The 25,797-nt window shown below is 53.9% G+C and carries 17 protein-coding genes; 7 read left to right on the forward strand and 10 right to left on the reverse strand.

Translation table 11 applies throughout. From position 1 onward, the window contains the following. The first annotated feature begins 28 nt into the window (after positions 1 to 28). A complete protein-coding gene (locus tag F1728_RS27040) occupies positions 29 to 1,300 on the forward strand; it encodes a hypothetical protein (protein WP_228030367.1) in 1,272 nt (423 codons plus the stop codon). Positions 1,301 to 1,353: 53 nt separating this feature from the next. Here the strand turns inward: F1728_RS27040 and F1728_RS27045 are convergent, their stop codons facing one another. From F1728_RS27045 to F1728_RS27055, 3 genes are all read right to left on the reverse strand, one after another. Beyond that, positions 1,354 to 4,245: a c-type cytochrome domain-containing protein gene (locus tag F1728_RS27045; protein ID WP_155366643.1), complete on the reverse strand. Its 2,892-nt coding sequence runs from the start codon at positions 4,243 to 4,245 to the stop codon at positions 1,354 to 1,356. Positions 4,246 to 4,307: 62 nt separating this feature from the next. Then, complete coding sequence (locus F1728_RS27050; protein WP_155366644.1) at positions 4,308 to 6,812, reverse strand: DUF1549 domain-containing protein; 2,505 nt, start codon at positions 6,810 to 6,812, stop codon at positions 4,308 to 4,310. A 151-nt stretch (positions 6,813 to 6,963) separates the two neighbouring features. Further along, positions 6,964 to 8,340, reverse strand: a complete 1,377-nt coding sequence (locus F1728_RS27055) for a DUF1501 domain-containing protein (protein ID WP_145041955.1) — start codon at positions 8,338 to 8,340, stop codon at positions 6,964 to 6,966. Between the two features lie 202 nt (positions 8,341 to 8,542). Between F1728_RS27055 and F1728_RS27060 the strand changes: the two genes are divergently transcribed. Next, on the forward strand, positions 8,543 to 9,304 hold the full coding sequence (locus F1728_RS27060; RefSeq protein WP_155366645.1) for an AraC family transcriptional regulator: 762 nt from the start codon (positions 8,543 to 8,545) through the stop codon (positions 9,302 to 9,304). Positions 9,305 to 9,314: 10 nt separating this feature from the next. Here F1728_RS27060 and F1728_RS27065 read toward each other — a convergent pair whose 3' ends face one another. From F1728_RS27065 to F1728_RS27080, 4 genes are all read right to left on the reverse strand, one after another. Continuing rightward, entirely contained in the window at positions 9,315 to 10,802 is a 1,488-nt protein-coding gene (locus F1728_RS27065) for a DUF1501 domain-containing protein (RefSeq protein WP_155366646.1), read from the reverse strand. Positions 10,803 to 10,866: 64 nt separating this feature from the next. After that, positions 10,867 to 13,989 carry a DUF1549 domain-containing protein gene (locus F1728_RS27070; RefSeq protein WP_155366647.1) on the reverse strand — a complete coding sequence of 1,041 codons (3,123 nt, stop codon included), beginning with the start codon at positions 13,987 to 13,989 and terminating at the stop codon, positions 10,867 to 10,869. Between the two features lie 93 nt (positions 13,990 to 14,082). Continuing rightward, complete coding sequence (locus F1728_RS27075; RefSeq protein ID WP_155366648.1) at positions 14,083 to 15,741, reverse strand: LamG-like jellyroll fold domain-containing protein; 1,659 nt, start codon at positions 15,739 to 15,741, stop codon at positions 14,083 to 14,085. After that, positions 15,738 to 16,307, reverse strand: coding sequence for a sigma-70 family RNA polymerase sigma factor (locus F1728_RS27080; RefSeq protein WP_155366649.1), 570 nt, complete (start codon positions 16,305 to 16,307; stop codon positions 15,738 to 15,740). Before F1728_RS27080 ends, F1728_RS27075 begins: the two co-directional genes overlap by 4 nt. Before the next feature lie 460 nt (positions 16,308 to 16,767). Here F1728_RS27080 and F1728_RS27085 point away from each other — a divergent pair, with 460 nt between their 5' ends. The 5 genes from F1728_RS27085 to F1728_RS27105 all read left to right on the forward strand — a co-directional run bounded on the left by F1728_RS27085 (position 16,768) and on the right by F1728_RS27105 (position 22,155). Then, on the forward strand, positions 16,768 to 18,006 hold the full coding sequence (locus F1728_RS27085) for a beta-ketoacyl-[acyl-carrier-protein] synthase family protein (protein WP_155366650.1): 1,239 nt from the start codon (positions 16,768 to 16,770) through the stop codon (positions 18,004 to 18,006). A 321-nt stretch (positions 18,007 to 18,327) separates the two neighbouring features. Then, a complete protein-coding gene (locus F1728_RS27090) occupies positions 18,328 to 18,591 on the forward strand; it encodes an acyl carrier protein (RefSeq protein ID WP_145041949.1) in 264 nt (87 codons plus the stop codon). Between the two features lie 21 nt (positions 18,592 to 18,612). Further along, positions 18,613 to 19,998, forward strand: a complete 1,386-nt coding sequence (locus F1728_RS27095) for a phytoene desaturase family protein (protein WP_155366651.1) — start codon at positions 18,613 to 18,615, stop codon at positions 19,996 to 19,998. 249 nt (positions 19,999 to 20,247) lie between these two features. Next, positions 20,248 to 21,675 (forward strand): phytoene desaturase family protein, encoded by a 1,428-nt coding sequence (locus F1728_RS27100; protein ID WP_145187510.1) that lies wholly within the window; start codon positions 20,248 to 20,250, stop codon positions 21,673 to 21,675. Between the two features lie 54 nt (positions 21,676 to 21,729). Then, positions 21,730 to 22,155 (forward strand): 3-hydroxyacyl-ACP dehydratase FabZ family protein, encoded by a 426-nt coding sequence (locus F1728_RS27105; RefSeq protein ID WP_155366652.1) that lies wholly within the window; start codon positions 21,730 to 21,732, stop codon positions 22,153 to 22,155. Between the two features lie 22 nt (positions 22,156 to 22,177). On the opposite strand, the gene F1728_RS27110 is transcribed toward F1728_RS27105, so the two are convergent. From F1728_RS27110 to F1728_RS27120, 3 genes are all read right to left on the reverse strand, one after another. Then, positions 22,178 to 23,467 (reverse strand): outer membrane protein assembly factor BamB family protein, encoded by a 1,290-nt coding sequence (locus tag F1728_RS27110; RefSeq protein ID WP_155366653.1) that lies wholly within the window; start codon positions 23,465 to 23,467, stop codon positions 22,178 to 22,180. Positions 23,468 to 23,639: 172 nt separating this feature from the next. After that, a complete protein-coding gene (locus F1728_RS27115; protein WP_145041944.1) occupies positions 23,640 to 24,140 on the reverse strand; it encodes an FxsA family protein in 501 nt (166 codons plus the stop codon). A gap of 1,148 nt (positions 24,141 to 25,288) precedes the next feature. Further along, the gene (locus F1728_RS27120; protein ID WP_155366654.1) at positions 25,289 to 25,777 is read right to left on the reverse strand and encodes a carboxypeptidase-like regulatory domain-containing protein; all 489 of its coding nucleotides are present in this window, start codon (positions 25,775 to 25,777) and stop codon (positions 25,289 to 25,291) included. Positions 25,778 to 25,797 lie beyond the last annotated feature (20 nt).

Below are 25,797 nucleotides of genomic sequence, written 5' to 3' on the forward strand. Positions count from 1 at the left end.
TGAATCAATGCGGGGCTGAGGCGGAACAATGAATGATTCACAATACATCACACGCCGGGACTTGCTGGCCAGTGCTGCTGCACTCGCGTGTGGCGTTTCTACCCAACGTGGCTATGCGACTTTGAAAAATCAGGTGAAGCCAAAATCGGTCGCAGCGGTGATCTCCATTTATGAGCCAGGGACTCACGCTGATGTGCTGATTGGGAAAATTCTGGAGGGCTGGAAACAGGACGGCGGTCCGGGACCTGCACTGAAGCTGTCATCTTTATATGTAGATCAGGTTTCTGATCGGGACCTCTCTCGCCGGATGGCTGAAAAATATAGCATACCTGTTTTCGATACGATCGAAAAAACAGTCACGGTGGGTGGTGATCAGATACCCGTGGATGCTGTTATCAGTATCGGGGAGCACGGTGACTACCCCTTCAATGAAAAAGGTCAGCAGCTCTATCCGCGGCGTCGTTTTTTTAAAGAGATAACCGACACCTTCCGCAAGTATCAGCGGGTTGTACCTGTTTTCAATGATAAGCATCCCGGACCGGTCTGGAATGATGCCAAATGGATGTATGATCGTGCCCGGGAGATGAAAATCCCTTTCATGGCCGGTTCTTCTCTGCCCCTCACATATCGGAAACCGGAAATCAAAGTTCCCCCAGGGTCTGAAATTGAAGCGGCGGTCGGCATCGGTTACTCGGGGCTCGACATCTATGGCATTCATGCCCTCGAGAGCTTTCAGTGCCTGGTGGAACGCCGCCGGGGAGCAGAAACAGGCGTGAAATGGGTTCAATACCTGGAGGGAGATGCCATGTGGGCCGTACTCGATCAGGGGATTGTCTCGCAGTCTCTCTTCGATGCGGCACTCGCTGAGGTGCCGAAAGTCAGGGAAGGGGATGTCCGTAAAGATCCTGATGCGGGGCTGTTCCTGTTTCAATACAACGATGGGTTCATGGGAGCCGTCTTCATGCTGCAGTCCGTGAATCGAACGTCAGTGGCCCTGAAGCTCAAAGGTCAGCCACAACCGCTGGCGACCCAGTTCGAAGAACGTACCGAACCCGCGCATCCGCATTTCGCCTACCTGCTGAAGGCCATCGAACGCATGTTCCATACGGGACAACCCAGTTATCCCGTCGAGCGAACGCTGTTAACCAGCGGGATCCTCGATCGTACTCTGAATTCAAGGTTTCAGGGCGGAAAAAAACTGCAGACGCCCGAACTGGCGATTCATTATCAGCCCGTCGATTATCCTCACGCTCCCCTGCCTGATCTGAGCTCCAATCCGTCACTGCCGTTACCTGAATGAACCAGATAGACGGCCATCGACTCCGGATGTGTCGCTTTCAAATGGTTGTCAGCTCAGTTCGATCGGTCGGCCAGTTTTTCTTTGCGTTTGACGTGCAGTAGGACGGGGATGGAAGTCTGTCTGCCTTCCTGATCAGCACGCAGGTGGAACAGCCGGGTTGTTTCAGGCACCCATTTCGCGGCGGTCAGGTAGAATGTTCGTTCGCTCTGATCGTCCAGCAGCAATAAACCGTTCAGGCCGATGTTGTCGACAAACACGCCGTGTGGCAGATTTCGGCCGGCATATTCACGACCAAAGCCGACGACACCTTTGTAACCATCCCTCAGCACCACGACTTTGGCTGCGATTGTTTCACCTGGATGGATCGTCAACTCCAGCGGTTTATCTGGGATTTCTGCCAGTTGATCTCCTGCGATACTCAATCCGTCTGAATCGAGGGCAACCATCCGAATCATCAGACGCGGCTTCTTCTGAACCTGGACCACGCCGAGAGGATTGACATTATGGCTGACTTCTTTGCCCACGATGGTCGCGGTGGCGGAGACGTTTACACTCTTATATCGAGCATCCGATGGGCGAGGAGCAACCAGGGGGCCGTCCGTTTCCTCAACAGGATCGGCGTAAATTGTCCCATAAGCCCGGTCGTGACCAGCCTGAATGATGATGGGACTGGTAACATGCAGGCCAGGGGGAACATCAGAAATGTCCACGCGGATCGGACCATCAAAACCATCAATTCGCTGGGCGACCAGTTCAATTTCCTGTCCACTGCCAGCGTTGACCTTGGGATTGGCTCCATTCAGTGTCACTTTGAAATCGGGCTGACGGGGACGAACTGTCAGATCATAATGAAAATCCTGCCCTTGAAAACCTCGCACGTCCGAGACACGCACTAGGTAGGTGCCGTCCTTGGGGGCTTTGAAGATCAGTCGCGAGTCATCTCCCAGTTCGCGTCTGCCATCGTCGTTGTTCTCGTAATAGATCGTAAACACCGGGAGTCCATTGGGAGGCAGTTCGGTTCCCGCAGGATAGGGATCGACGATATAGCAGGGTTCGTGTAATGCATGCGTAATCGGCGAGGTGCCAAAATAGGTATAGCGCCGACCGAGACCCGGATAAACGTTGAAGCCCGAGTCGGGACCACGGGGATAGAGCCAGAGTTTGACGACTTCCCCGTTGCAATACAGGTACTCATTCAATTCCATCTCCCGCCAGTTGTGGATGCGGAAATCGTTGACGATGTTGGAATCCTTGCCGCGGAAGGTGAAATACGAGTCACGTACCGCCCGCAACAAGATGCGGGGAATCTGGTTGCCTTCTGCATCCAGAACTTCAATTTTGGAATCGAGCTTTGATTTCTTACGGGCGGCGTTGGTTTCAATCAGCCATTCCTGGCCCGCTTTGGATTGGAACTGGTACAGGTCGACATCGGTCTGTCCGGACTGAGAGCCATTGATCAGACCGCTGGCGACGACAGAGACTCCCTTGAGAGGCGTCGCCTGCCCAGGCTGGTTGTTGGGTTCCTGTTCTTTAATCTGCACTGTTTCAGCAGAAGCCATCGGTGTGAATTTATCTGTTTCAGGGGACTGTCGGGCAATAATCTGTCCGGTCCTGCCTGCAGGCAGACTGGCAGGCAGGGTAAACCGTTTCAGCTGTCCGTTACTGAAGCCCACGATGGCTGTCTGTGAATCGGGTGCGAAAGCGACCGACGTGGGGATTGCGGGCAGATTTTCAATTACATGCAGTAACTGCAACTGGTCTGCATCCCAGATTTTCAGTGAACGGTCATCCGAAATGGAAGCCAGCCATTTCCCATCCGGGGAATAAGTGATCTGAATCACCGGGCTTTCATGCGCGAAGCGGGCAATCACCAGTGGATTGATTCGTGCTGACTTCCGGGAAACAAATCGCCATTTGCGGATCCGGTTATCGGCTCCCGTAGCGACGATGTAGTTCCCATCCGGGCTGAAGTTCACTGATGTCTGTTCTTTGAGAGGCTGACTCAGTGTATCCAGCCGTTCTCCCGTGGCGACCTGCCAGACTTTGACTGTTGCATCTGCAGAGGCACTCGCGAGTGCCGTCGAATCAGGGCTGAATGCGAGATCAAAAATCGCACCGTTGTGCCCGCTTAACGTTCTGACTTTTTTGCCGGTTGCGATATCCCAGAGAATAATGTTGTTATCGTAACTTCCGGTCGCCAGCCATTTCTGGTCCGGGCTGACCTGTGCTGCATAGAGAACATCTTTATGGCCTACAAATTCGTGAAGCTTTTTCCCGGTACCCACTTCCCAGATGTCCGCCTGTCCGAACAGCCCTGTCGTTCCCGAAGATGTGATCAGCCACTTGCCATCGTTACTGAAGCGAACCGAATTCACTTTACCGGGCAGACCTTTGATGGTGCGTACCAGTTTGTTCGATTTCCCTGATAGCAGGTCAATCTCCGAGAAACGGGCGATGGCAATCAGGTCGCTTGCAGGAGACCAGACCAGGGATGCAATCGGTTTGGAGATTCCCTGTGCCGGTTTGATCTCAGGAACGGTCAATTCCATCCGCAACGGTTCCTTGCCTGAGGGGCCTTTAGCGCCCTGATTGATCCATTCTGTCAGTACCGCGATTTCAGCATCAGTCAGTTTCTCGCCGCTGTCTTCCGGAGGCATTACCGGTTTAAGTTCGCCCTTGATCATGCGGATCAGGCGACTCGATTGACTGTCACCCGGCAGGACCGCAGGGCCGTGTTCTCCCCCTTTCAGTAGGTCAGTGAAAGTCTCTGTCGAGAATTTTCCTTCCCCATCGTCTGCTGTATGACAGCCTTCACAATATTTGCGGAGCAGGGGAGCGACCTGTTTTGAATAATCAATGGGCGCTTCCGCAGCCGGGACTGACTGCGGGAGAATCAGCAGCAGGCAGGCAGTAGCCAACAGGAATTTATCAGAAAATTTCAACATGGATAGCCTCAAGTGAGCGACTTTAAATCATGGTATGAATGTTGTTTATGAGTTCGATCTCATCAATGGTTAAACAGAAACTCGCGGCTGCTGAGCACGCCCCAGAACAGGTCTTCTACGACCTGGCGTCTCTCTGCCTGCGGGGTCTCTTTCAGAATATTGAGCAACTGGGTGTTTTCCTCTGGAGTGGGTTTCCGCGAGAGGCACAGCAGATAAATCTGCTCCACCAGTTCCTGGTCTGACTGTTTGGCATTCAGCAGTTTTGTGACCCGACTTTCTTTGGCTTTGAGCTTGTTATTGATGGTGTCGCCATTCGAGAGGTGCAGCACCTGAACCATCGTTGGTTCTTCGGAACGCTCGCATTCACAGGTAATCATCCGCTCGTTGCGTCCAAACGTTTTCAGGAAGTAGGAGATCACAGACGAATCATATAATTGAATTGCCCGGGTCCCTTTGGGATAGAAGTCGGTATTCTGCGGATTTGGTTCGTAATACTTCGTGAATTCATCCGGTACTTCAGTGACCTGCGAAATGGCATCCAGCAGGACTTCGGCCATCATCCGCCGGGGATAGTAGCGGGAGTAGAATCGTTTTTCGTCTTTGTTTTCAGGCAGAGGTTGACTGCTGCGTTGATAAGCAGCTGACTGCAGGATGACCCGCATCAGCGCTTTCAGGTCGAAGTTCTGGTCTTTAAGATAGTCGGATGCAGCTGACAGCAACTCCTCGTTACTCGCGGGGTTTGATTCCCGCATGTCATCCACCGCTTCGACCAGGCCGACTCCGAAGAAGTTGGCCCAGACGCGGTTTGTAATGGAACGGCTGAAGAAGGGGTTCTCTTTCGCAGTCAACCAGTCCGCCAGATAGACGCGGCGGTCTTCGGGAGCATTGATGTCAATCGGTGCGCCATCCAGGGGAGTGGGGGGCTGAGGTTTACCCGTCAGCGGTTGAGCCAGGTCCCCTTTGGTCGCTACAAACAGGGTGCGAATACCATCGCCTGAACCCTGGCTGCCACCCCAGCCCTTAGCTCGCACACGGGCGAAGAAATTAGCCATCGCGTAGTATTGGCCGTTGGTCCATTTTTCGAGTGGATGGTTATGGCACTTCGCACAACCGATGGCCAGACCCAGAAATGCCTGGCTCACATTTTCCGTCATGGATTCCGGATCCTGGTGGATCGCGTAAAAGTTGGTTGCACCGTTTTCGATGCTGCTCCCCTGAGCGGTAATAAGTTCATGTACCAGCTTGTCCCAGGGAGTGTTCTGCTTCACATGCTGATAGATCCAGTCGTGATAGGCTTTGACTGCCTGAGGACGAATCAACTCGCCATTCACCAGCAACAGGTCAGACCATTTGTAGGTCCAGTAATCCACGAACTCGGGGCTGTTTAACAGCTGTTCGATCAACTGGTTTCGTTTGTCCGGGCGCTGATCAGCGAGAAAGGCTTTGACTTCGGCCGGTGTGGGAAGGGTACCTATCGTATCGATGTAGACCCGGCGGACAAATTCGGCATCGGTCGCCTGGGGCGAGGGGGGCAGGTTCAAACGTTTGAGCTGTTTGATGACCAGCTCATCGATGAAATTGTGTTTGGGGGATCCGGCATAGACGTCCGGATTGATGTCCTGCGGATAGGGAGACGTGATTTTGGAGATCGCGACTTTACTGGAGAAGATGCAGACAATCGCGCCTTCCCCGTATCCGGTGACTTTGATATTTCCTGCTTCGTCTACCTGGGCGACGCTTTCATTCACGGACGAAAATGCAGTCCAGCGGGTGACATCGCGGACAGAGTTGTCTGAGTAGCGTGCCTGGACCAATAGACGCTGTGATTGTCCTTTGGTGAGGATCGAACGACCGGGAAGGACCTGCAGGCTTTCGATGACAGGATCCTGCTCAGCCGGCGGTGTCGCCCCCTGTGCGATCCATTCGGAGAGAATCCGGTATTCCCGGGAATCGGTTTCGAAGCGGACGCCCCCTTTGTGAGGAACTGCTCCCGTTGGTTTGATCAACAGCAGGCTGCGGGCCGGGTCTGATAGTTCGATGCGTCGTCCGCGTGCCTGTTCGACAATGGTGTGGAAGTCGCCGGGCACATCATACGCTTTGAGTGAGAGACGAAAGCCCCCCTTGCCTGCCAGGGCGCCGTGACAGGGGCCTGAATTACAGCCTGTCTTGGTCAGGACCGGCTCAATATCGTTGCGAAAACTCCAGCGGTGTGGCTGGTCGAGACCACTGACGGTGACTTGGCTGGTCGATTTAGCCGAACCGGACTGGACGGTAATCTGGGCAGTGCCATTCCCGACCGGGACCGCGGTCTGGTCTTCAATTTTGACGACGTCCGGATTACTGGAAGTCAGCTGGAATGGTGTCGTGACCGGTCCAGTGACTTCGTCATTGGTCAGTGTCTGCACCGAAAGCCCCTGGCGGGCTTCACTGCCACGCAGATCGATGGTTTGCGGGAACAGCTTGATGGCGGTGTCTGTTTGTGTCGCTGCCTGAGAGTGTGCAGGGCAGAGCACGCCAGCAAGGCAGGCGACGAGCAGGATGGATAAGACAGATGTTCGAGGAGTCATTGAGCACTTCTCTTCGTGTTATAATTAAAACTGTCGTGGTTTGATCAAAGTACGTAACGGCCGCGCAGCGACAAGGCCAGTTTGTTCCTCGTTAGAGTGAGGAACTCAACGTCTATTTAGTCTCAGTTGAGGTTTGAACTGAGGTTACGCGTTAAAACAGTTCACGGATTTCCTGCTTACCCACATCCACCAGCGGGAAGGGGCGACCGGCGGGGCCGGGGAGCACCGTGTGCAGATCGAAGCCGAGGCTGTGGTAAACGGTCGCTGCCAGATCCCCGGGAGAAACCGGTCGATCTGCAGGCACACCACCAATCGGATCGCTGCTGCCGACCACGCGTCCACCCTGGACGCCTCCGCCGGCAAAGTAACAGGTAAAACATTGAGGCCAGTGGTCACGGCCTCCGGCTGGATTGACTTTCGGGGTGCGGCCAAATTCCGCCACGTTGCAGACCAGGGTTTCGTCCAGCATGCCCCGGTCGTACAGATCTTCAATCAAGGCGCTGTAAGCCTGATCGTACATAGGGGCAACGATATTTTTCATCCCCTCAATGGAAGTGAAAGGTTTCGAGCCGTGAATATCCCAGGTGATTTCGTTGAACACGGTCAGGAAGGTGTTGATTGTTACAAAACGCACGCCGGCTTCCACCAGACGACGGGAGAGCAGACAGCATTGCCCGAAGCGGTTCATGCCGTAACGTTCGCGGACCTTCATGGGTTCTTTGGAGAGGTCAAAGGCTTCGCGGGCCTCTTTACTGGTCATCAGGCGATAGGCCGAGTGAAAATTACCGTTCAGCAGTTTGGCGTCTTCGGTCGATTCAAAATGATCGATCGTACTGTCGACCACGTCGCGGATTTTACGGCGACGTTCCAGACGGGCCGAGCCGATCTCCTGGGGAGGCAGCATGTCGGGAACTTTAAAGTTCGGTTTGGAAGGGTCGGCCATCAGGGCAAATGGATCATGAGCTTTACCCAGGAAGCCGCCCGCCTGACCATTAGGCAGGTTTCCACCGCCGCGTCCCATTGTTTCGGGGAGGACCACGTTAGCGGGCAGGTCGGTTTTGCGCCCCCGCAGATAATCGACCACCGAGCCGATGTGAGGAGTATTGATTCCACCCGTGAAGAGACGACCGGTCTGCATCATCTGCCAGCCGGCATCGTGGACCGCTGCCGCGGTATGATAACAGGAGCGGACCAGCGAGAACTTGTCGGCTACGCGCGCATGCAGCGGGAAAATTTCGGAAATATTGATATCGGGGGAAGCGGTATCGATGGGCTTGAAGGGACCCCGGATTTCGGACGGTGCCTCTGGCTTCATATCGAAGGTGTCGAGCTGACTCGGGGCACCCAGATTGAAGATCATAATCGCCGCACGGTTGTCGTTCTTCTTATCGACCATCCCGCGTTCTTTGGCTTCGAGGTACTGTGGCAGTGAGAGCCCCATGGCGCCTAATGTACCGACTTGCAGAAAGTCTCTGCGGGTGACTCCGCTACAGGTATGCGCTGTGCCTTTGCCAGTGAACTTCAGCATGATGAACCTCAATGTGTGGAATACGAATTAGGATCTGTCAGCGGCAGAATCCGGCTATAAATATCAGTCAGATGGAAACTGAACCACCGCGCGAATTTCCTACTCGCGCAAGAAATCCCTGATTCGTTTATTTTCGCATATCGTAGACGCAAAGATCAACATCGTCTTGTACGAATGACGCATAAATTTGTATTATTTACGCATGCAAGATCCTCAGAAATTCCGCGACGATTTCCTGAAACGCCTTGACAACAAACTCCATCTGGAAGAACTCTTCAACTACATTCCCGATGCTTATTTCTTTGCCAAGGACGCACAGGGACGTTTTATCAATATCAGTCGTGCCTGGATGGATGTGCGAGCGATTCCCCGCGAGGAAGACATCATCGGCAAGACCGATTTCGACATCCATCCCAAGGATCTCGCAGAACAATACGTGGCTGAAGATCAGCGGGTAATGGAATCTGGTACTCCACTTCCCAACCAGGTCTGGTTAATTCCCGATCGCCAGGGAAATCTGAAATGGTATCTCTGCAGTAAGATTCCCCTGTTCGGCGATGGTGGCAAGGTGATTGGCGTGGCCGGCGTGCTACGCGACATCAAAGTTGCCGGCTCCGAATTTCAGTCTTACCAGGAACTCGACCAGGTGATCGCCTATGTTCTGGAACATTACCAGGAACGCATCCAGATTTCCGAACTGGCCGATCTGATCTTTCTTTCTGTCAGTCAGCTCGATCGGAAATTTAAAAAGCTGTATCAGATTACTCCTCAAAAATATATTCTGCGGGTTCGCATCAACGCCGCTTGTCAACTGCTGACGCGAACCGAAAAACGGGTGTCCGAAATCGCCCTCGAATCCGGCTTTTACGATCAGAGTTATTTTACCAAACAGTTTGTCAACCTAATGGGGCTCTCTCCTTCCGAGTACCGTAAACGTTTTCGGCAGGAGACGGAGATGGCCTGAATCAGATCGATCAGGCAATCAGCTCATCAATCACGTGACCACCCACATCAGTCAGGCGGAACCGGCGCCCGCTGTAGAGGTAGGTCAGTTTTTCATGATCCATTCCCAGCAGTCGTAAGATCGTGGCGTGCAGATCATTCACATGCACTTTGTTCTCCGCCGCTTTGAAGCCGATTTCATCGGTGGCTCCGTATGTCGTTCCCGCTTTGACGCCACCGCCGGCCATCCAGGTGGTAAATGCATGCGGATTGTGATCGCGTCCCGGGTTGGCCCCTTTCTGAGCGATCGGCAGGCGGCCGAATTCACCGCCCCAGATTACCAGCGTTTCATCGAGCAGGCCGCGGGCTTCCAGGTCTCCCAGGAGAGCGGCGATCGGCTGATCGGTTTCGCCGGCGAAGCCGCTGTGATTTCCTTTGATGTCCTGGTGTCCGTCCCAGCTCCGTTGATTCTCCATCCCGCCGGAGTAAATTTGCACGAAGCGGGTGCCCCGTTCCACCATCCGCCGCGCGATCAGGCACTGTTTTGCGAAATGCTCGCACTGTTTGTTGCCAATCCCGTACTGATCCTGCAGGTGTTTCGGTTCCTGTGAGACGTCCAATGCTTCGGGAGCCGCACTCTGCATGCGATAGGCGAGCTCGAAACTTTCGATGCGGGCTGCCAGTTCCTGGTCTCCTTCGTTCTGTTCCAGATGCTGTCGATTAAGTGCTTTCACGAGGTCGAGCTGCGAACGCTGGCGTCCTTTGTTGGTTAAAACCGACGGTGGTTGCAGGTTGTCGATGGGTTCACCGGTTGGTCTGAGATACGTTCCCTGGTAAACGCTGGGTAGAAAGCCGGCGCCCCAGTTAAGACTGTGTCCTTTGGGGAGACCGCGTCCCAGGGGATCGGACATCACCACGAAGGCCGGCAGGCTGTCGCTTTCAGAACCGAGTCCGTAAGTGACCCAGGAACCGACACAGGGATGCCCCATTTTGGGGACGCCGCAATTCATCATGAACAGCGCGGGGCTGTGATTGTTTGATTCTGTATGCCCCGAGTGAATGAAGGCCATCTTGTCGACATGCTGAGAGAGGTGCGGGAAAATATCCGAGACCCATTTCCCAGATTCGCCATACTGTTTGAATTTGAAGGGGCTTTTCATTAGCGGTCCGACCGCGTTTTGAAAGAATCCGGTCTTGTTGTCAAACCCTTCCAGGGCCACACCATCCCGCTTTTCCAGTTCGGGTTTATAATCCCATGTATCGACCTGGCTCGGTCCACCATTGATAAACAGCCAGATGACCGCTTTGGCTTTCGCGGGCATATGGGGTTCTTTCGGTGCCAGCGGATTGTTGGGACGCACAGCCGGAGCAGCCTGGCTGGTTTCCAGAACTCCCTCCTGTTGCAGCAGGCTGAGCAGGCCCAGCGTACCGATGCCGCTGCCGGCCCGTTTGAGCAACTGTCGGCGGGCCAGTAACTGGTTGATTGATATGGTCGGCAGTTCTGTGATGGGTTGTGACATCCTGTTTCTCCGGGAGTATTCGATTGAGCTGTGTATTTAAAACTGGTCTCACAGAAAGTCGCGTTTAGTTGGGATAGATGAATTCATTGGTACTGAGCAACGCATGCGTGAAGTCGGTTAACGCCAGCAGTCGCGGTTCCGCTTGCTTTTCCGCGGTGTAGGACTGCTGATGCTGTTTGATAAACTCGACTGAGATCGCCGTTTCACTGGCGGTCGGCTGACGTCCCAATGCGATCTGGTAGGCATCAGTGACTGCCTGTTCCAGCGAGTCCGGCTGCTGCTGCTGGATGCGCTTGGCGAAGGACTTCGCACTCTCGCGGATAAAGTCGGCATTCATGAACAGCAGGGCCTGCGGGGCGATAGTGGTACTTGATCGTTGACCGATGCTGACCAGTGCTTCCGGGGCATCAAAGAGTTGCATCATCGGAATCAGCTGACTCCGTTTGATTTTGAAATAGATGCTCCGACGCTGGTTATCGGTCTTCAGTGAACCGGGGCCGTACATGGTTGTATCCAGACGATCGCCGACATACAGAATCGAATCACGAATGGCTTCCCCTTCAAGACGTTGAGGCGTGCGTCGCCAGTGCAGCTTGTTTTCGGGATCCAGCTTTGCCTTGTCTGCATCGAAGTCGGTCGACTGTCGATACGTAGCACTGAGCATGATCTCTTTATGCAACGGCTTGAGGTGCCACTGGTGTTTGATGAGCTGGTTCGCCAGGAAGTCGAGCAGCTCCGGATGTGTGGGGCGTTCTCCCTGCAGCCCGAAGTCGTTTGGTGTGCTGACGATGCCGGCTCCCATGTGATGCTGCCAGAGTCGGTTCACCAGCACTCGAGCCAGCAGAGCCCCGGCACCCTGATTGGTATCGGTCATCCAGTTGGCCAGTGAGGTGCGTCGATACGAGGTGGTCGCTGATTGCGGAGGTTCTTCAATCCACTTCTGTTCCTGCTTTGGGTTTCGCATCAGTACCTGCAAGAAGCCCTGTTCGGCGACTTTCCCCTTTTGATCGGTGTCACCCCGCGTGAGGTAGTATGTAACGTCGAAGAAGTCTTTTCCCTGGGTGTGGTGCCGAACCGGTTTGATTTCAGGACCTTCACTACAAATCATGACTTTCGTCAACGCGGGCTGTGGTTCTGTTTTCAGGTGCTGTTCGACCTTGCCGGACAATGCGACCCACTCCGAATCCTGTTTGCGATAGTAGCGCTTGAGAATCTGTTTTAGTCCTGCATTCAGCTTTTTCTGGTCTCCCTGCTCTACTAACTGCAGGGCCTGGGCCAGCTGTTCGGGACTGCCGGTTCCCGTTTTGACAGGAGGAGCACTCGCGCTGCTGACCGAGAATCGCGGGTGTCCAATGCTGTGGTTCACATTGTTGGTGAATGACATGGTGATTGTCAGCTCGGTTTCGCCTGTGAACTCCAGCGGCTTTTCCAGGTCAAAGACAATTGCCTGATCCTTGCCGATTCCGCCCAGGTCAACGGCCCAGCCGGATCCGTATTGACCATCGATGGCACTGGCTGCAGAGAGCGTGGTCTTGTTCTGCTCGTGCGTCGCACGAGCGTTGGTCAGCTTCAGGTCCTGGCTCTTCGCCTCTTTCTCATTCAGTGATTTGGCTTTGACCTTAAATGCGGTTAGCGAAAAATTGCCGTTCACCGCGCGACCGGGTCCCTGGTGGGGCAGGCTGCGATGCGTCAATGTTTCCAGGCGAATGGAACGCAGGGGACTCACACTGGTTTTCAGACGGAATGTGTAGTGATCCTGGTTGATGTTCGGGCCACTGACCAGGATCGAGCCATCTTCGAGTTTTTCAAAGCGGGCTTTCCCCTTAGATGAATGGCTGGTGACTTCGGGGACAATCCACTGATCCAACTGACTCCGATCGACTTTACCCTGCGTGAACCACTGTTCGAACTGCGGGTTGAGCTGATTCGCTTCATAGTCGCCTAAGGCTTTCACCAGCGGCGCGTGTGCCTGGTCAAAGGCGGCTTTCTCCCGCTGATATTTTTCGGGATCGAGATCGATTTCAATCTCGGTGCGGACGGTCGTGGTGAATGTCGAGAGCATCCGGTAGTAATCGCGGGTAGGGATGGGGTCAAACTTATGATCATGGCAGCGGGCACAGCCGACGCTCAGGCCCAGCATGGCCAGACCGGTGGTATTGAGCATGTCGTCCAATGCATCATAGCGGGTGCGTTCCACTTCATTGGCCGTGATCTGGGTTGGAAATACACCTGCGCCCAGAAAGCCGGTCGCCATTAGTGCCAGCGGATTTTCGGGAGCGATTTCATCCCCCGCCAACTGCCAGCGGACAAACTGATCGTAAGGCATGTCCTGGTTAAGGGCTTTGATGACGAAATCGCGGTAGTGATAAGCATAGTTACGGTCATAGTCGTGTTCGAAACCATGGCTCTCCGCGAAACGGGCGATGTCGAGCCAGTGTCGCGCCCAGCGTTCCCCGTAGCGGGGGCTGGCCAAAAGCCGATCGATCAGTTTTTCATAGGCGTCGGGACTCTGATCTGCCAGGAATTCTTCGATTTCCGCAGGTGTGGGGGGCAGGCCGATCAGGTCGAAATAAGCACGACGTATATAGGTTCGTTTGCTGACCTCGGCATTGGGGGTTAAACCTTGGGGTTGCTGGGCAGCGAGGATGAACTGATCGATCTCATTGCGGGCCCAGTCGTTGGATTTCACTGACGGGACAGCAGGTTGACTCAGCGGTTGAAACGACCAGAACTTGCGATCATCGTCTGTTACTGCGAGTGGGCCGGCTTCTGCTTTGTCGCCTGTGGCCAGGGGTTTGTCGTAGGGGGCCCCCAGGTCGATCCATTTAGAGAGGCTGGCAATCTCTTTGTCGCTGAGCTTCTTCTCCTTGAGCGGCATGTAGGGCTCTTCGCGGTGTTCGACCAGCGCCATCAGGTAGCTCTCTTTGCCAGTCTTTTCAATCATACCGCTGTCGAGCAGCTTCTTACGGGTGGAGAGGTCAAAGTCTCCTTTGACAGACTGGCCTCCATGACATTTCAGGCATTTTGCATCCAGCAGGGGGCGGACTTCCTTCTTGAACAGTTCCAGTCCCTGCTGCATTCGTTTCGCATGGTCTGCCGGAAGAGCCGGTTTCTTTTCGGCGGCGGTCAGTGCGCTGCTGGACAGGCTGGCGATTAACAACATGAGCGCGATCGTAAAATTTCGCATCAATGCCTCTTCGTCTGGAAGTTTCAGCGGGAATGAAGTTCTGGTATGTCAGGTCTCTTTAACTATGTCACAAAAGTGGAGCCGGGAAATCAATTACAAACCTGGTTTTCCGGCCTGGTAAAGTCTGGAAATCTCGTCTGAGGAAAGTGCCCGGCCAAACAGGGCAAACTCATCCAGGCGGCCATTCAGACTGCGAATGCTGTGTGCGCCTGAGTGATTCTGTGGACGCCAGTTTCCGATTTCCGCAGGTCCAATGACCAGCGGGACCGGTTTCTCAATTTTATGATGACTGACGGGAACGCCGTCCAGGTAATGTACGACCTCCCGCTTTTGCTGATCGTAAACCGTGACCAGGAAAATCCAGCGGCCCAGGTCGGTGGGCTGCAGGACGACGGGGGAGAAAAAGTTCTTCACCTCGCCGGTATTCACGCCGAGGATGATCTCCCCTTTGTCACTTAGCTGCCAGTGGGGATTTCCGGGTTTGAAGCCATCAGTCAGCATCAGGGAGCTCAACCAGCGGTCGAAGCCCTCGATGCGAACCCAGGCCATAAATGTGAGGGACTGGTATTCCCCCGGAATCTGCAGCCGCACACGGTCACTGGTTCGTTTGAACTCGAGTCCCTGTTTATCGGGCCAGCGACCTGAAGTCCACTGGCAGCCAACGATCGCGCCGTCGGTCGCAGAGGACAATGGCTGCCGGGCTTTGTTCTTCAGTGTTCGGACCCAGTGCGATGGTTCTTCAAAGTCATAATAGGCGAGCAGGCTCGGATCTGTTTTGAGACGTTGATTCTGCTCACGCCAGTGTGAAAGCTGCTGTTCCTGCTGACGGGCCGCGAGTTGAGAAAGTTCCTCGAGGTCGATCAGCGGTCGGATTGCTTCCTGTAACTCGTTGAGCGTTCCCTGGGCATCGAAGTTGACTCCTTCTCCGGTAGTCAGGCTCTGCAGCGGTGGAGCACTTTGCTGCTGGTTGGCAGCGTGCAGTTCGACCTTGCCATCAATAACCTGTACCTGCCCGTTCCCGGTTTCATCCAGGGAGAGGGTGAATTCCGTACCCAGATCGACCACGTTCAGTCGGGAGGTAGCGACGGAAAAGCCCTGGGCCTGTTCTGGAACAGAGGCACGCACCTTTCCGTATTCACAGAAGGCTTTAAGGGGGGAGATCAGCTTGATCGCTGCGGGACCTTCGATGAGCACCGATGCGCCGCTGATCATCTCGACCTGAATCGTACCGCTTTTCAGTTTCAACCAGCCGGCCGACAGACCGGCACCGGCCTGGAGATCGCGGGGTGTTTCCCACTCAACGCCCACGGCCTGGGTGAGCAGAGCGATGTGATCGGTTTGTGGTTCACTGGCGGCGGGAAAGTTCTCAGAGGATTTCGTTTCCGGAATATTAACGATTTGTGACTCTTGCCCGGATCCAATGCTCCAGCCGGCGTAATAGGAGAGCGAAAGCAGAAGGGTTGCCGCGACGACGGAGGAGATTAGTAACAGGACAAACCGAGAGGCATTCCACTGGGAGTCAGTTCGCATCTCAACATGCTGTGGGACCCACGGATCGGCGTCTCGTGTCTCGGCGGCCCAACTGGCCAGGCCGGAATGCACCTGCAGATAGTCAATGTAGAGCTGACGCTGGTCGGCATCCTCTTTGAGAATCTGCTCCAGCTCCGTCTGCTCGGATTCGCTGATGGTTTCCTGGAGCAGGGCATCGATCAGCTGAACAGTTCGATTGTCGGAAGAAGGGGATGAATTCATGAGCCTGCCTCCGTGGATGGTAGTGACTGCTGCATGCAGTCCATGAGTTTCAGACGCAGACGGGCGAGCTTTTTGTAGATCGCATCGCGGGAGCGGCCCAGCTGATCAGCAACTTCCTGAATCGTCTGTGGGCCATGGTAACAGTCGAGAATCAGTTTTCGGTTCTCATTGTCCAGTTTCTGAATGCAGTCCTGCAGAGCCTGTTTCCGCTGTTCTGACTCCGGCAGTGACTTATTCTGCTGGGCTGCGATCAGCGAGAGGACTTCATCGGAGAAATAATGACGGTCCCGGCTCTGAACCCGTTGGAAGTTCTTCACCTCGTAGAAAGCGATCCCGCAGGCCCAGGCAGCAAAACTCTGAGACGTATCGAAGGTCTGCCATTTCCGCCACAGGACCAGGCAGGTTTGCTGGAACACATCTTCCGCATCGGTCTGGTGCGGCAGCAGCGTACCGATAAAGCCCCGGATCAGGCTGTGATGCCGGGCCAGCTGAGTGACGAAGTGCTCATCAGGCACGGCGCCTGCCGTCGTTTCAGGATTTCCGGTTGTTTCTCGGTTTGAGTCCATACTGATAATCGTACACAAGGTCGGAGATTGGACGGTCTGTAGAGGGATTTTTTCCCGATGAGAACGGAATCAACGTCTCTGCTTTTGTATAAGTTCCTGTTTTGTATTGCTTTATAAGAATCTCGATTATATCAGTCTTTTCCACGCTTTACAGAAGATTTGATTTTTCCAGCGACAGAATGACCGACAGACAGTTGTTCAACTGTTGCGACCCTTGGGACAGTGCTTCATCGCGGTTAGTTGATTTCAGGGAAAAAGATTTTCAGACGCGGAACGTTTTCAGAACTGTCCCGCATTCTAGATCGAATCACAAATCTCGCTGGTCGCCCCACTTGCGAGTTTACGGTAGAACGGGTACTCTCCTTGAGTTATCATTTAACATTTCACCCTGCGCGGCGGTCTCTGCCGGGCAGCCTGTAATCTTCGTGACAACATACATCGATCAGAGTGGTATCAATCAATGGATGATCAAAGCCGGATTGTCATTACCGGAATTGGCCTGACAGCTCCGAATGGCAATAACCTGGAGGAATTTCGGCAAAGTCTGCTGGCAGGACGTTCGGGTGTTGTAGATTATGACATTCGTTACATGGGGCATGTCCTCGCGGGTGTCTGTGATTTCGATGAACTGCGCTATCAGAAACGCAAAGAGGTCCGCCGGGGAACGCGTGCGGGCTCTATCGCTGTCTACTGTGCGAACGAAGCCGTCAATCAGTCCGGCCTCGACTGGGAAAATGTCGCCCGCGACCGCGTCGGCGTTTATCTCGGCATTACCGAACATGGCAACGTTGAGACCGAGAACGAAGTCTACGAAATTTCGCAGTTCGATTACGATACAAAAGTCTGGTCGCACCACCATAATCCCCGCACCGTGGCGAATAACCCGGCGGGGGAAGTCACCCTGAATCTGGGTATCACCGGCCCGCACCTCACTCTCGGCGCCGCCTGTGCTGCCGGGAACGCTGGATTTATTCAGGGCGTGCAGATGCTGCGGCTGAATGAAGTCGATATGGCCCTGTGTGGTGGTGTTTCTGAGAGTATTCACACGTTTGGAATCTTCGCCAGCTTCCAGAGCCAGGGCGCTCTGGCCGTCAATGAAGATCCGACCAAAGCCTGTCGCCCCTTTGACGTGAACCGGAACGGCATCGTCGTTGCCGAAGGGGGCGCGGTCTGTACGTTAGAACGTCTTCCCGACGCACTGGCTCGTGGAGCTACTATTTACGGTGAAATCGTCGGCTACGCCATGAATTCCGATGCCAGCGATTTCGTGCTGCCCAACTCCTCGCGTCAGGCGGAATGTATTCGGCTGGCCCTCAATCGGGCGGGATTGGAACCCTCCGATATTGATATTCTGAGCAGTCATGCCACCGCCACCCACCAGGGAGATATCGAGGAAGCCAAGGCACTCGCTTCTGTGTTTGGAGATTGCCCGAATCTGGCGATTAACAACACCAAGAGCTTTATCGGCCATGCGATGGGCGCTGCGGGGGCTCTGGAACTGCTGGGGAACCTGCCCGCCTTTGATGATGGCATCGCGCATGCGACTTTGAATCTGGATGAGCTTGATCCGGAGTGTAAGTTGTCGCAGATCGTCGCCAACGAACCACGGCAGATGGAACAGGTTGAGTGCATTCTGAATAACTCCTTCGGGATGCTGGGAATCAATTCAGTTCTGATCGTGAAAAAGTACGCTACCTGAACTGAACGGTAGACATACCCCGCTTTTCCACTCTGCGCAGTCTGATTCTCTGCCTAAACTGAGCTTCCTTTCGTAATTAAGCCGCTTCTGCGCAGATTTTCTGAAAAACTCTGTGTTCTTATGACCTGAGTCGGTTTAAATCTCGGTTTAAATCAAGTTATAGTATTTTCCCCGAGGGGCGGGTTTTTGTTTCCCGGCTTCTAGCGGGGAGGTTGTTGGTTTGCTATAAGTGGCTTCCCCTCTCAGGGTTTCGCGGCGGATCTGTACATATCGCCGCTGGAAATCGACGTTACAGGATTTTAGAAAGTTTGGAGTTTCTGCATGGCGCCGGAACAAATCAGATCGGTTATCTTGGATATCTTGGCTCGAATTGCTCCCGATGAAGATCTTTCGGAACTCGATGATAGCGTTCCTTTTCGGGATCAGATGGAACTGGACAGCATGGACTTTCTGGATATCGTCATGGAGCTGCGAAAGCTCTATCGCGTGCAGATTCCGGAAGAAGACTACGGCGAACTGGTAACCATGGACAGCACCGTGACCTACCTGACTCCCCTCCTGAAGGATGCTGAAAGCACCGTCTGATTCTCCAACCTTCCCGACGCCATGACCTACGATTCGATTATTATTGGTGCCGGCCTTTCCGGGCTGGCTGCAGGAATCCGACTGGCGTACTATGGGAAGCAGGTGTGCATCCTCGAACGGCACACCACCATTGGCGGATTGAACTCCTTCTATCGCCTGCGCGGTCGCAATCATGATGTCGGTCTGCATGCCGTCACCAACTATTCGCCTCCAGGCGGAAAACGGGGCCCCCTGAATAAGATTCTCAGGCAGCTCCGTTTTCAGTGGGATGACTTCGACCTCAGCCCCCAATGTGGCTCTTCGGTCGTGTTCCCCGGTCATACTCTGCGGTTCAATAATCAGTTCGATTATTTCGAAGCCCAGATCGCCGAACAGTTTCCCAGCCAGATCGACGGCTTCCGACGACTCGTTGCTGACATCGACTCTCACAACATCGGCGATCTCGGACAGACCTGGATCTCGGCCCGCAAACGTATGGCGGAACAGATTTCCGATCCGCTGCTGATCAACATGTTGCTCTGCCCGCTGATGTTTTACGGCAGTCCCTCGGAGCACGATATGGACTTTAACCAGTTCGTGATCATGTTCCGCAGCATCTATCAGGAAGGCTTTGCCCGCCCCTACAAAGGGGTGCGGCTGATTCTCAAAAACCTCGTTCGCAAATTCAAAGAACTCGGTGGTGAACTCAAGCTCCGCGCCGGTGTCCAGCAACTGCTTACCGACGGTCAGCAGGTGAACGGCGTCATGCTCGATGACGGGCAGATCCTCCAGGCTAAAAACGTGCTTTCCTCGGCTGGATCCGCGGAAACACTCAAGCTCTGTGGCGCTGATGTCACTGCAGATGAACGTTTTACGCCGGGTGAAATTTCGTTCGTCGAAACGATCTCCGTGCTCGATCAACAGCCGGCGGAATTCGGACACGAGGAGACGATTGTCTTCTACAATGAATCGGAAGACTTCTACTACGAGCAGTCCAAAGAACCGGTCGACGTCCGTAGCGGAATTATCTGCTCGCCTAATAATTTCGAGTACGATCAGCCACTCGAAGAGGGCTCGATCCGCATCACGGCTCTCGCAAATCCCGATTACTGGATGAATCTCCCCGAAGACAAGTACGTCGCCGAGAAGAAATACTGGTACGATCAGATTCTTGAGTCCTCGATGCGTTACATCCCCGACTTCCGCCCGCACGTTATTGATGTGGACACGTTCACACCCCGCACCATTAAGAAATTCACCGGGCATATCAATGGGTGTGTGTACGGGGCGCCTCAGAAAATCCTGGATGGTACCACCCCCTTCGATAATCTCTTTCTGTGTGGCACCGATCAGGGCTTCCTCGGCATCATCGGTTCGATGCTCTCCGGGATCAGCATTGCTAACCTGCACCTGCTGAACGCGAAGTGAGCCGTTTACCGGCTTTCTGACATGCTGTACTTCTGCTTCACTGTGCGATAAATCCCCTGTTTCTATAACTCTGCGGCTGCGAATTGTCACACTTTTGTCACAGTATTCTCTTTTACTCTGGTATAGTAGACAAAGCCCCTGATTTTCGATAAACAGGAGAAGCAATGTTGTCATCTTACGCCCGGGCATGAGTCCCTTCATGGTCCCGTTTTTTCTTCTCTGCTGATTTAAATACGACGCTGAATTATTATGGCCAAAGACTTTTTGAAAGACGCAAAAGACGAATACGATGTCATCGTCATCGGTAGTGGTCTGGCAGGCATGACCTCCGCCAACATTCTGGCCCGGCAGGGGTACTCCGTGCTGCTGCTGGAACATCATTACCAGTTGGGAGGCATGGCCACCTGGTTCAAACGGCAGAACGGGCACATCTTTGACATCTCTCTCCACGGCTTCCCCTACGGCATGCTTAAGAGCTGCCGCAAATACTGGACCCAGGAGATCGCAGATAACATCGTCCCCCTGCGAGGCGTCCGCTTTGAAAATCCGCAGTTTTCGCTGGAGACCACCTTCACTCGTGATGACTTCACCCGCCTGCTGATCGAAAAATTCGGCATCGAATCCGAAACCGTCAAGAACTTCTTTGATACTGCCCGTAAGATGAACTTCTTCGACGATCAGGGCAAAACCACAAGAGAGCTGTTCGAAGAGTTCTTCCCCGGCCGCGATGATGTCGTCCGCCTGCTCATGGAACCGATCTCCTACGCCAACGGTTCGACCCTCGAAGATCCCGCGATCACCTACGGCATCGTCTTCTCGAACTTCATGCAGAAGGGCGTCTATACCTTCCGCGGCGGTACAGATCACCTGGTCAAACTGATCAAGGCTGAAATGGAACGCAATGGCGTCGATGTCCGCATCCGGACCCAGGTCGAAAAGATCGAAGTCACCCCCGACCGTCGCGTGACTGGCGTGGTGGTCAACGGACGTCGCATTGGCTGTAAGGCCATCATGTCCAACTCGAACATCAAAGGCACCATCCTCAACCTCGTGGGCGAAGAACATTTCGATCCCGAGTACGTCGAGGAAACCAAAGCCGTCCGTCTCAACAACAGCAGTACCCAGGTCTATATCGCGCTCAAGCCGGGCGACGAACTCGATTTCTGCGGCGACCTGCTCTTCCATTCCGAGCACAAAGGCTTCGATATCAAAGCCATGCTCAGTAAAGAGGTTAGTAGCCGTACCTTCTCGTTCTACTATCCCGAAACCCGGCCCGGCAGCGAACGCTCTCTGATCGTCTCGTCGACCAACGCGAATTTCAGCGACTGGGCTAATCTTCCCGACGACCAGTACGAAGCCGATAAGAATCATCTGATCGAGACGACCCTCGACTGCCTCGAACAGTACGTTCCCAACATCCGCGAACGTGTAGACCACCTCGAAGCTTCCACCCCGCGGACCTTCCAACGCTACACGCAGCACCTGCAGGGAGCCTCGTTCGGAACCAAGTTCGAAGGTCTCAAGGTCAGCAAGGAACTGCCAGAACAGATCGAAGGCCTGTACCATGCCGGCTCGGTCGGAATCATCATGTCGGGCTGGCTCGGCGCTGTGAACTACGGCGTGATCGTCAGCAACGACGTTGATAAATACCTGACACCCGCTGCCGCCAGCATCTGAACCGCAGCCCCTGTTCGCACAGACCCGCTCACACAATAGAAACGGATTGATCTCGTGAATCTGGATGAAATCAAAGCCTGTATTCCGCACCGGGAACCTTTTCTGTGGCTCGATGAAGTCGTCGCGCTGGATGAAAACAGCATCCACGCCCGCAAGTTCGTCTCATCCGATCTGGACCTCTTTCAGGGACACTATCCCGATCACCCGGTCCTGCCTGGCGTGATCCTCTGTGAAGCTGCGATGCAGGCTGCCGCTGTCTTCATCGCGAAGACGGATGCCCCGTCCAGCGACAAAGTACCCGTTGCCACCCGGCTGAACAACACCAAGTTCCGCCGGATGGTCAAGCCGGGAGAGACGATTGATATCCAGGTGACTCTCAGTGAAAAAATGGGTGGTGCCTGGTTCTTTACCGGCAAACTCTCGGTTGGCAAAGAGACCGCTGTCCGTCTCGAATTCGCCGTGACCGCAGCCGAGGCTTAAAACAAAACCCTCAACGCGTCGCTTATTTACCCGCAGACTGATCTTCAATCCGATACAGGAAATGCTCGGTGCGCAGGATCAACGACTTACCAGCGACCGCCAGCGATGCCACACAGCCTTCCTCCAGCTGGTTCGCAGCCAGTTCCTTGTACTCTTTTCCGGGCACAAACACCCGTGTGACTCCTTCACGGTCCGGAGCATAGATCTTTCCATCTGCAAAAATGGGAGAGGCTGAAAACGAACTGCGGTCCATCCGTTCTTTCCAGACCAGCTTGCCGGAGTCCTTAGCATCCAGGCACGACGCGATGCCCTTATCGTCGATCATATAGATCAGGCCGTCGATCAGCAGTTGTGACGGCTTGGAAGGAATCCCCTTCTGTTCGACCCATTTGACGTGCGAATCAGTCACGTTCCCTTTACCACCCGGATTGACGACATACAGATGGGCTTTCGGGAAACCGGTACCGACGTAGATCTTCTCTCCATCATACAGCGGACGATTGGCGGCGGAGTGCTGGGGATAATAGAACTTCCAGTACTCTTCTCCCGTCAGCGGGTTATAGGAAACGGTTGCTTTCGCCGCCGGGCTGATCAGCTGCACGCGTCCCTCGTATTCAATCACCCGGGGTGTGGCGAAAGCTTTTTTGGAATCGCCATTCTTGGTTCCGTATTCAATGTCGCGATCTTTTTTCCACACCTCTTTGCCGGTCTCTTTATCCAGTGCGACGATGTACTGGTAATCGTAACCATCATACTGCAGGATCAGCAGGTTCTGGTAAATGATGGGTGACGACCCCGCACCCCGCCAGTGATTGCAGGGATAATCGCGGCGTTCCCAGAGGATATTTCCGTTCTTCGTATCCAGGCAGGCGGTTCCATACGCACCGTAATGCACATAGATCCGTCCCTCTTCGATGATCGGGGTACTCGAGGCGTGTGAGTTACTCGGATCAATATACTGTGGCTTCTCCACGTCGAAGATTTTCTTGTCGATCAGAATCTTACCAGTGTTGAAATCGACACAGACCACTCCCAGCTCTTTCCCGTCCTTGGTTGAAGTCGTGACCCAGACCTGATCTTTCCAGACGACGGGAGACGACCAGGCCCGTCCGTGAATCGGCGTCTTCCAGACGATATTCTCTTTCTCGCTCCAGGTCGTGGGGAGTCCGGTCGCTTCCGATGTGCCGTCCGCATGGGGGCCTCGGAACTGGTTCCAGTAAGGTTCCTCAGCCGAGACACGAACCGGGGCAGTCAGAACCAGAGCCAGCAGACAGGCGGCGGAAAACAGACATCGTAAGTGGGACGCAGACATTACGGAATCCTGTATCGAAGTAGAAAATCGGGAAGGAGATTGAGATTCAATCGGACGACAAAACGCCGCCATATCGGGGGATAATAACTAAAGGAAGTTAACGTGCAGGCCTAGTTTACTGCCTCTTTCTGATTATAGAACCCGGCACACCCGATGCAATTGTAAACCGGCTTCAATCTGTTTCTGAGGATTCTTTACGAACGAACTCGACGTCGATGATATCCTCTTCCTTCACGGTGCTCTGTGTACTGCCGAAGTCTTGGAAGCCGGCGTGGCTCGAATGAAAGCTCGCATGACTCTGGACTTGCAGCATCGCTTTCTTGCGGAGCCATTCCCCGATATGCACCTTCAACAGTTCGCGAACGGGAGGAATCAGTAATGCGAATCCGAGCATGTCTGTCATGATACCAGGGGTGATCAGAAACGCTCCCGCGATCAGAATCATCAGACCGTCCAGCACAACACCTGTTGGCTGCTGTCCCTGAACCAGGTTCATCTGGATCTTCTTCCAGGCCTGCGCACCCTGTTTACGTGCCAGCCAGGCACCCAATATTCCCGTAACGACGACCAGGCCAAACGTGACGGTCGGACTGGTCAGCGAACTGAACCAGAGCAACAGCCAGAGTTCGGCCAGGGGAATCAGCGTGAATAACAGAAACAGGCGAAAGAGCACAGTCGGCCACCAGGAAAAACAGTTACTAAATGCGAGGCACCGGGGTTCATTCTATACCAAACCGACGCCTCTGAACATCCCCACCTTTCGAGACGGGGACTCTCTTTTTTCTGAAAAACGAAAATTCTCATAGGCCCGCAATCGTAAAAAATAGAACGTGTGAACGTGCTCAAAGGATCAAATACAGTGCATAAAATTCACTTGATTCGCACCTGCCGAATCGTATGTTGTTTGTTTCTGGCTCGCGCGCGAGGCGGGTACTCTCCGCACTGATCTTGCAGAACCGGTGTCACAACAGCATCTGAATTCGCGTCGATTTTCACCAGGTATCCACCAGAAACATTCCGAATGCATGCACGATGTTCCCCGTTTGAGCTGGGCACACGGAGACACAAACCAGCCAGACCAGGACAAAATCCGGGACGCATTGGGACAAAATTCCGGACACACCAGGACAAAATTCTGGCTTGACCTCCCCGAGCACATCAACAAGATAACGAACATCAAGAAAACAAAAAGCATCAGCTTCATCCTCCACTGAAAGTGCATCAGTCCTCAATCTCCTGAGCGGCAAGGCGCTAGCCGCCGGTAACCACGGTAAACCCTGTAATATTAAAATACGACAAAAACCATTTCGCTGACATCAGAGGGTGGGCTCGAATAACTTTCGGGCCGAGCGCAGCGAGCAGGAAACTGTCAGGGCAAACGTTTAAGCCAGCAACACAGTTCGATTCCAGAAAAGTAGGGGAGGACCTGCGTGTCCTCCCGCCTGGCGGCTATCAAGTTTCAGCGAATCCCCCGGGGGAAACCAGGAAACACTCCGAACAAATTACGTTGCGTCAAGCGCAATCAGATATCATAGGGAACGGCACAAACAGGAATAGAGGAAGATCTCCCCTGCACATCAGGAACCAGTGAAAATCAGCATCAGTAAGTCGCAGATTACAACGCAACCGAAAATCAGTCAGTGAATTTTCGTGCCTTTTGTGATTTTCGTCGTTTAAAACCATAAAAAAAAGTGCGAACCGCACAGCACGTTGTTCGCCAACGCGTCTGTGCCATTCGCACTTATTGAGAGTGACAGGCTCGCAGATAACTTCGCCCCGAAATAATGACTTTCGAGGTGCACTGCTCAAACTGAATCAATCTTACTTCTTCAAATCAAAATCAACCGTTGTCTGTCCCTTTTCCACGGTCGCTTTCAGACTGCTGTTCGCCGGGCTCGAGTATTTCGGCGGCAGGAGCTGTTTGGCTCCCTTTTCTTCGGCTTCCGCATCCGAGAGACCTTCTGGAACAGCGGTCCCATCGGGGAGAACCAGTTTGCTGATATAAACCTGGTACTCGCCAGGCAGGGCACCGCTGGATTCCTTCTCTGCTTGACCAGACATCTGCGGCTGCAGCGAATACTTTCCGCTGGCATCGGTCAGACCGTAGGCAATCGCATTTCCCTCCTGTGGCATGAAGTTGACCATCACACCCTCCAGAGGGGCACCATCTAAAGTCACAGTTCCTGTCACGGGAACCAGTTCAGAGACAAAATCAGGTTGTTCGGTGGAAGCACCACAACCCGGGAGCAGCAGGGCGGCAGCAGCCAGTAGAATTCCTGTCTGCACAGGACGTAAATTGAGAGTCAACATGAAGCACCTTCTATGAGGAA

The sequence above is a fragment of the Gimesia benthica genome (assembly GCF_009720525.1).
Classification (GTDB): Bacteria; Planctomycetota; Planctomycetia; order Planctomycetales; family Planctomycetaceae; genus Gimesia; species Gimesia benthica.

What these genes read in the sequence shown, in the direction of transcription:
- F1728_RS27040 (WP_228030367.1), top strand. Translation starts at nt 29, where the DNA reads ATGAATGATTCACAATACATCACACGCCGGGACTTGCTGGCCAGTGCT.
- F1728_RS27045 (WP_155366643.1), bottom strand. Translation starts at nt 4,245, where the DNA reads ATGTTGAAATTTTCTGATAAATTCCTGTTGGCTACTGCCTGCCTGCTG.
- F1728_RS27050 (WP_155366644.1), bottom strand. Translation starts at nt 6,812, where the DNA reads ATGACTCCTCGAACATCTGTCTTATCCATCCTGCTCGTCGCCTGCCTT.
- F1728_RS27055 (WP_145041955.1), bottom strand. Translation starts at nt 8,340, where the DNA reads ATGCTGAAGTTCACTGGCAAAGGCACAGCGCATACCTGTAGCGGAGTC.
- F1728_RS27060 (WP_155366645.1), top strand. Translation starts at nt 8,543, where the DNA reads ATGCAAGATCCTCAGAAATTCCGCGACGATTTCCTGAAACGCCTTGAC.
- F1728_RS27065 (WP_155366646.1), bottom strand. Translation starts at nt 10,802, where the DNA reads ATGTCACAACCCATCACAGAACTGCCGACCATATCAATCAACCAGTTA.
- F1728_RS27070 (WP_155366647.1), bottom strand. Translation starts at nt 13,989, where the DNA reads ATGCGAAATTTTACGATCGCGCTCATGTTGTTAATCGCCAGCCTGTCC.
- F1728_RS27075 (WP_155366648.1), bottom strand. Translation starts at nt 15,741, where the DNA reads ATGAATTCATCCCCTTCTTCCGACAATCGAACTGTTCAGCTGATCGAT.
- F1728_RS27080 (WP_155366649.1), bottom strand. Translation starts at nt 16,307, where the DNA reads ATGGACTCAAACCGAGAAACAACCGGAAATCCTGAAACGACGGCAGGC.
- F1728_RS27085 (WP_155366650.1), top strand. Translation starts at nt 16,768, where the DNA reads ATGGATGATCAAAGCCGGATTGTCATTACCGGAATTGGCCTGACAGCT.
- F1728_RS27090 (WP_145041949.1), top strand. Translation starts at nt 18,328, where the DNA reads ATGGCGCCGGAACAAATCAGATCGGTTATCTTGGATATCTTGGCTCGA.
- F1728_RS27095 (WP_155366651.1), top strand. Translation starts at nt 18,613, where the DNA reads ATGACCTACGATTCGATTATTATTGGTGCCGGCCTTTCCGGGCTGGCT.
- F1728_RS27100 (WP_145187510.1), top strand. Translation starts at nt 20,248, where the DNA reads ATGGCCAAAGACTTTTTGAAAGACGCAAAAGACGAATACGATGTCATC.
- F1728_RS27110 (WP_155366653.1), bottom strand. Translation starts at nt 23,467, where the DNA reads ATGTCTGCGTCCCACTTACGATGTCTGTTTTCCGCCGCCTGTCTGCTG.
- F1728_RS27120 (WP_155366654.1), bottom strand. Translation starts at nt 25,777, where the DNA reads ATGTTGACTCTCAATTTACGTCCTGTGCAGACAGGAATTCTACTGGCT.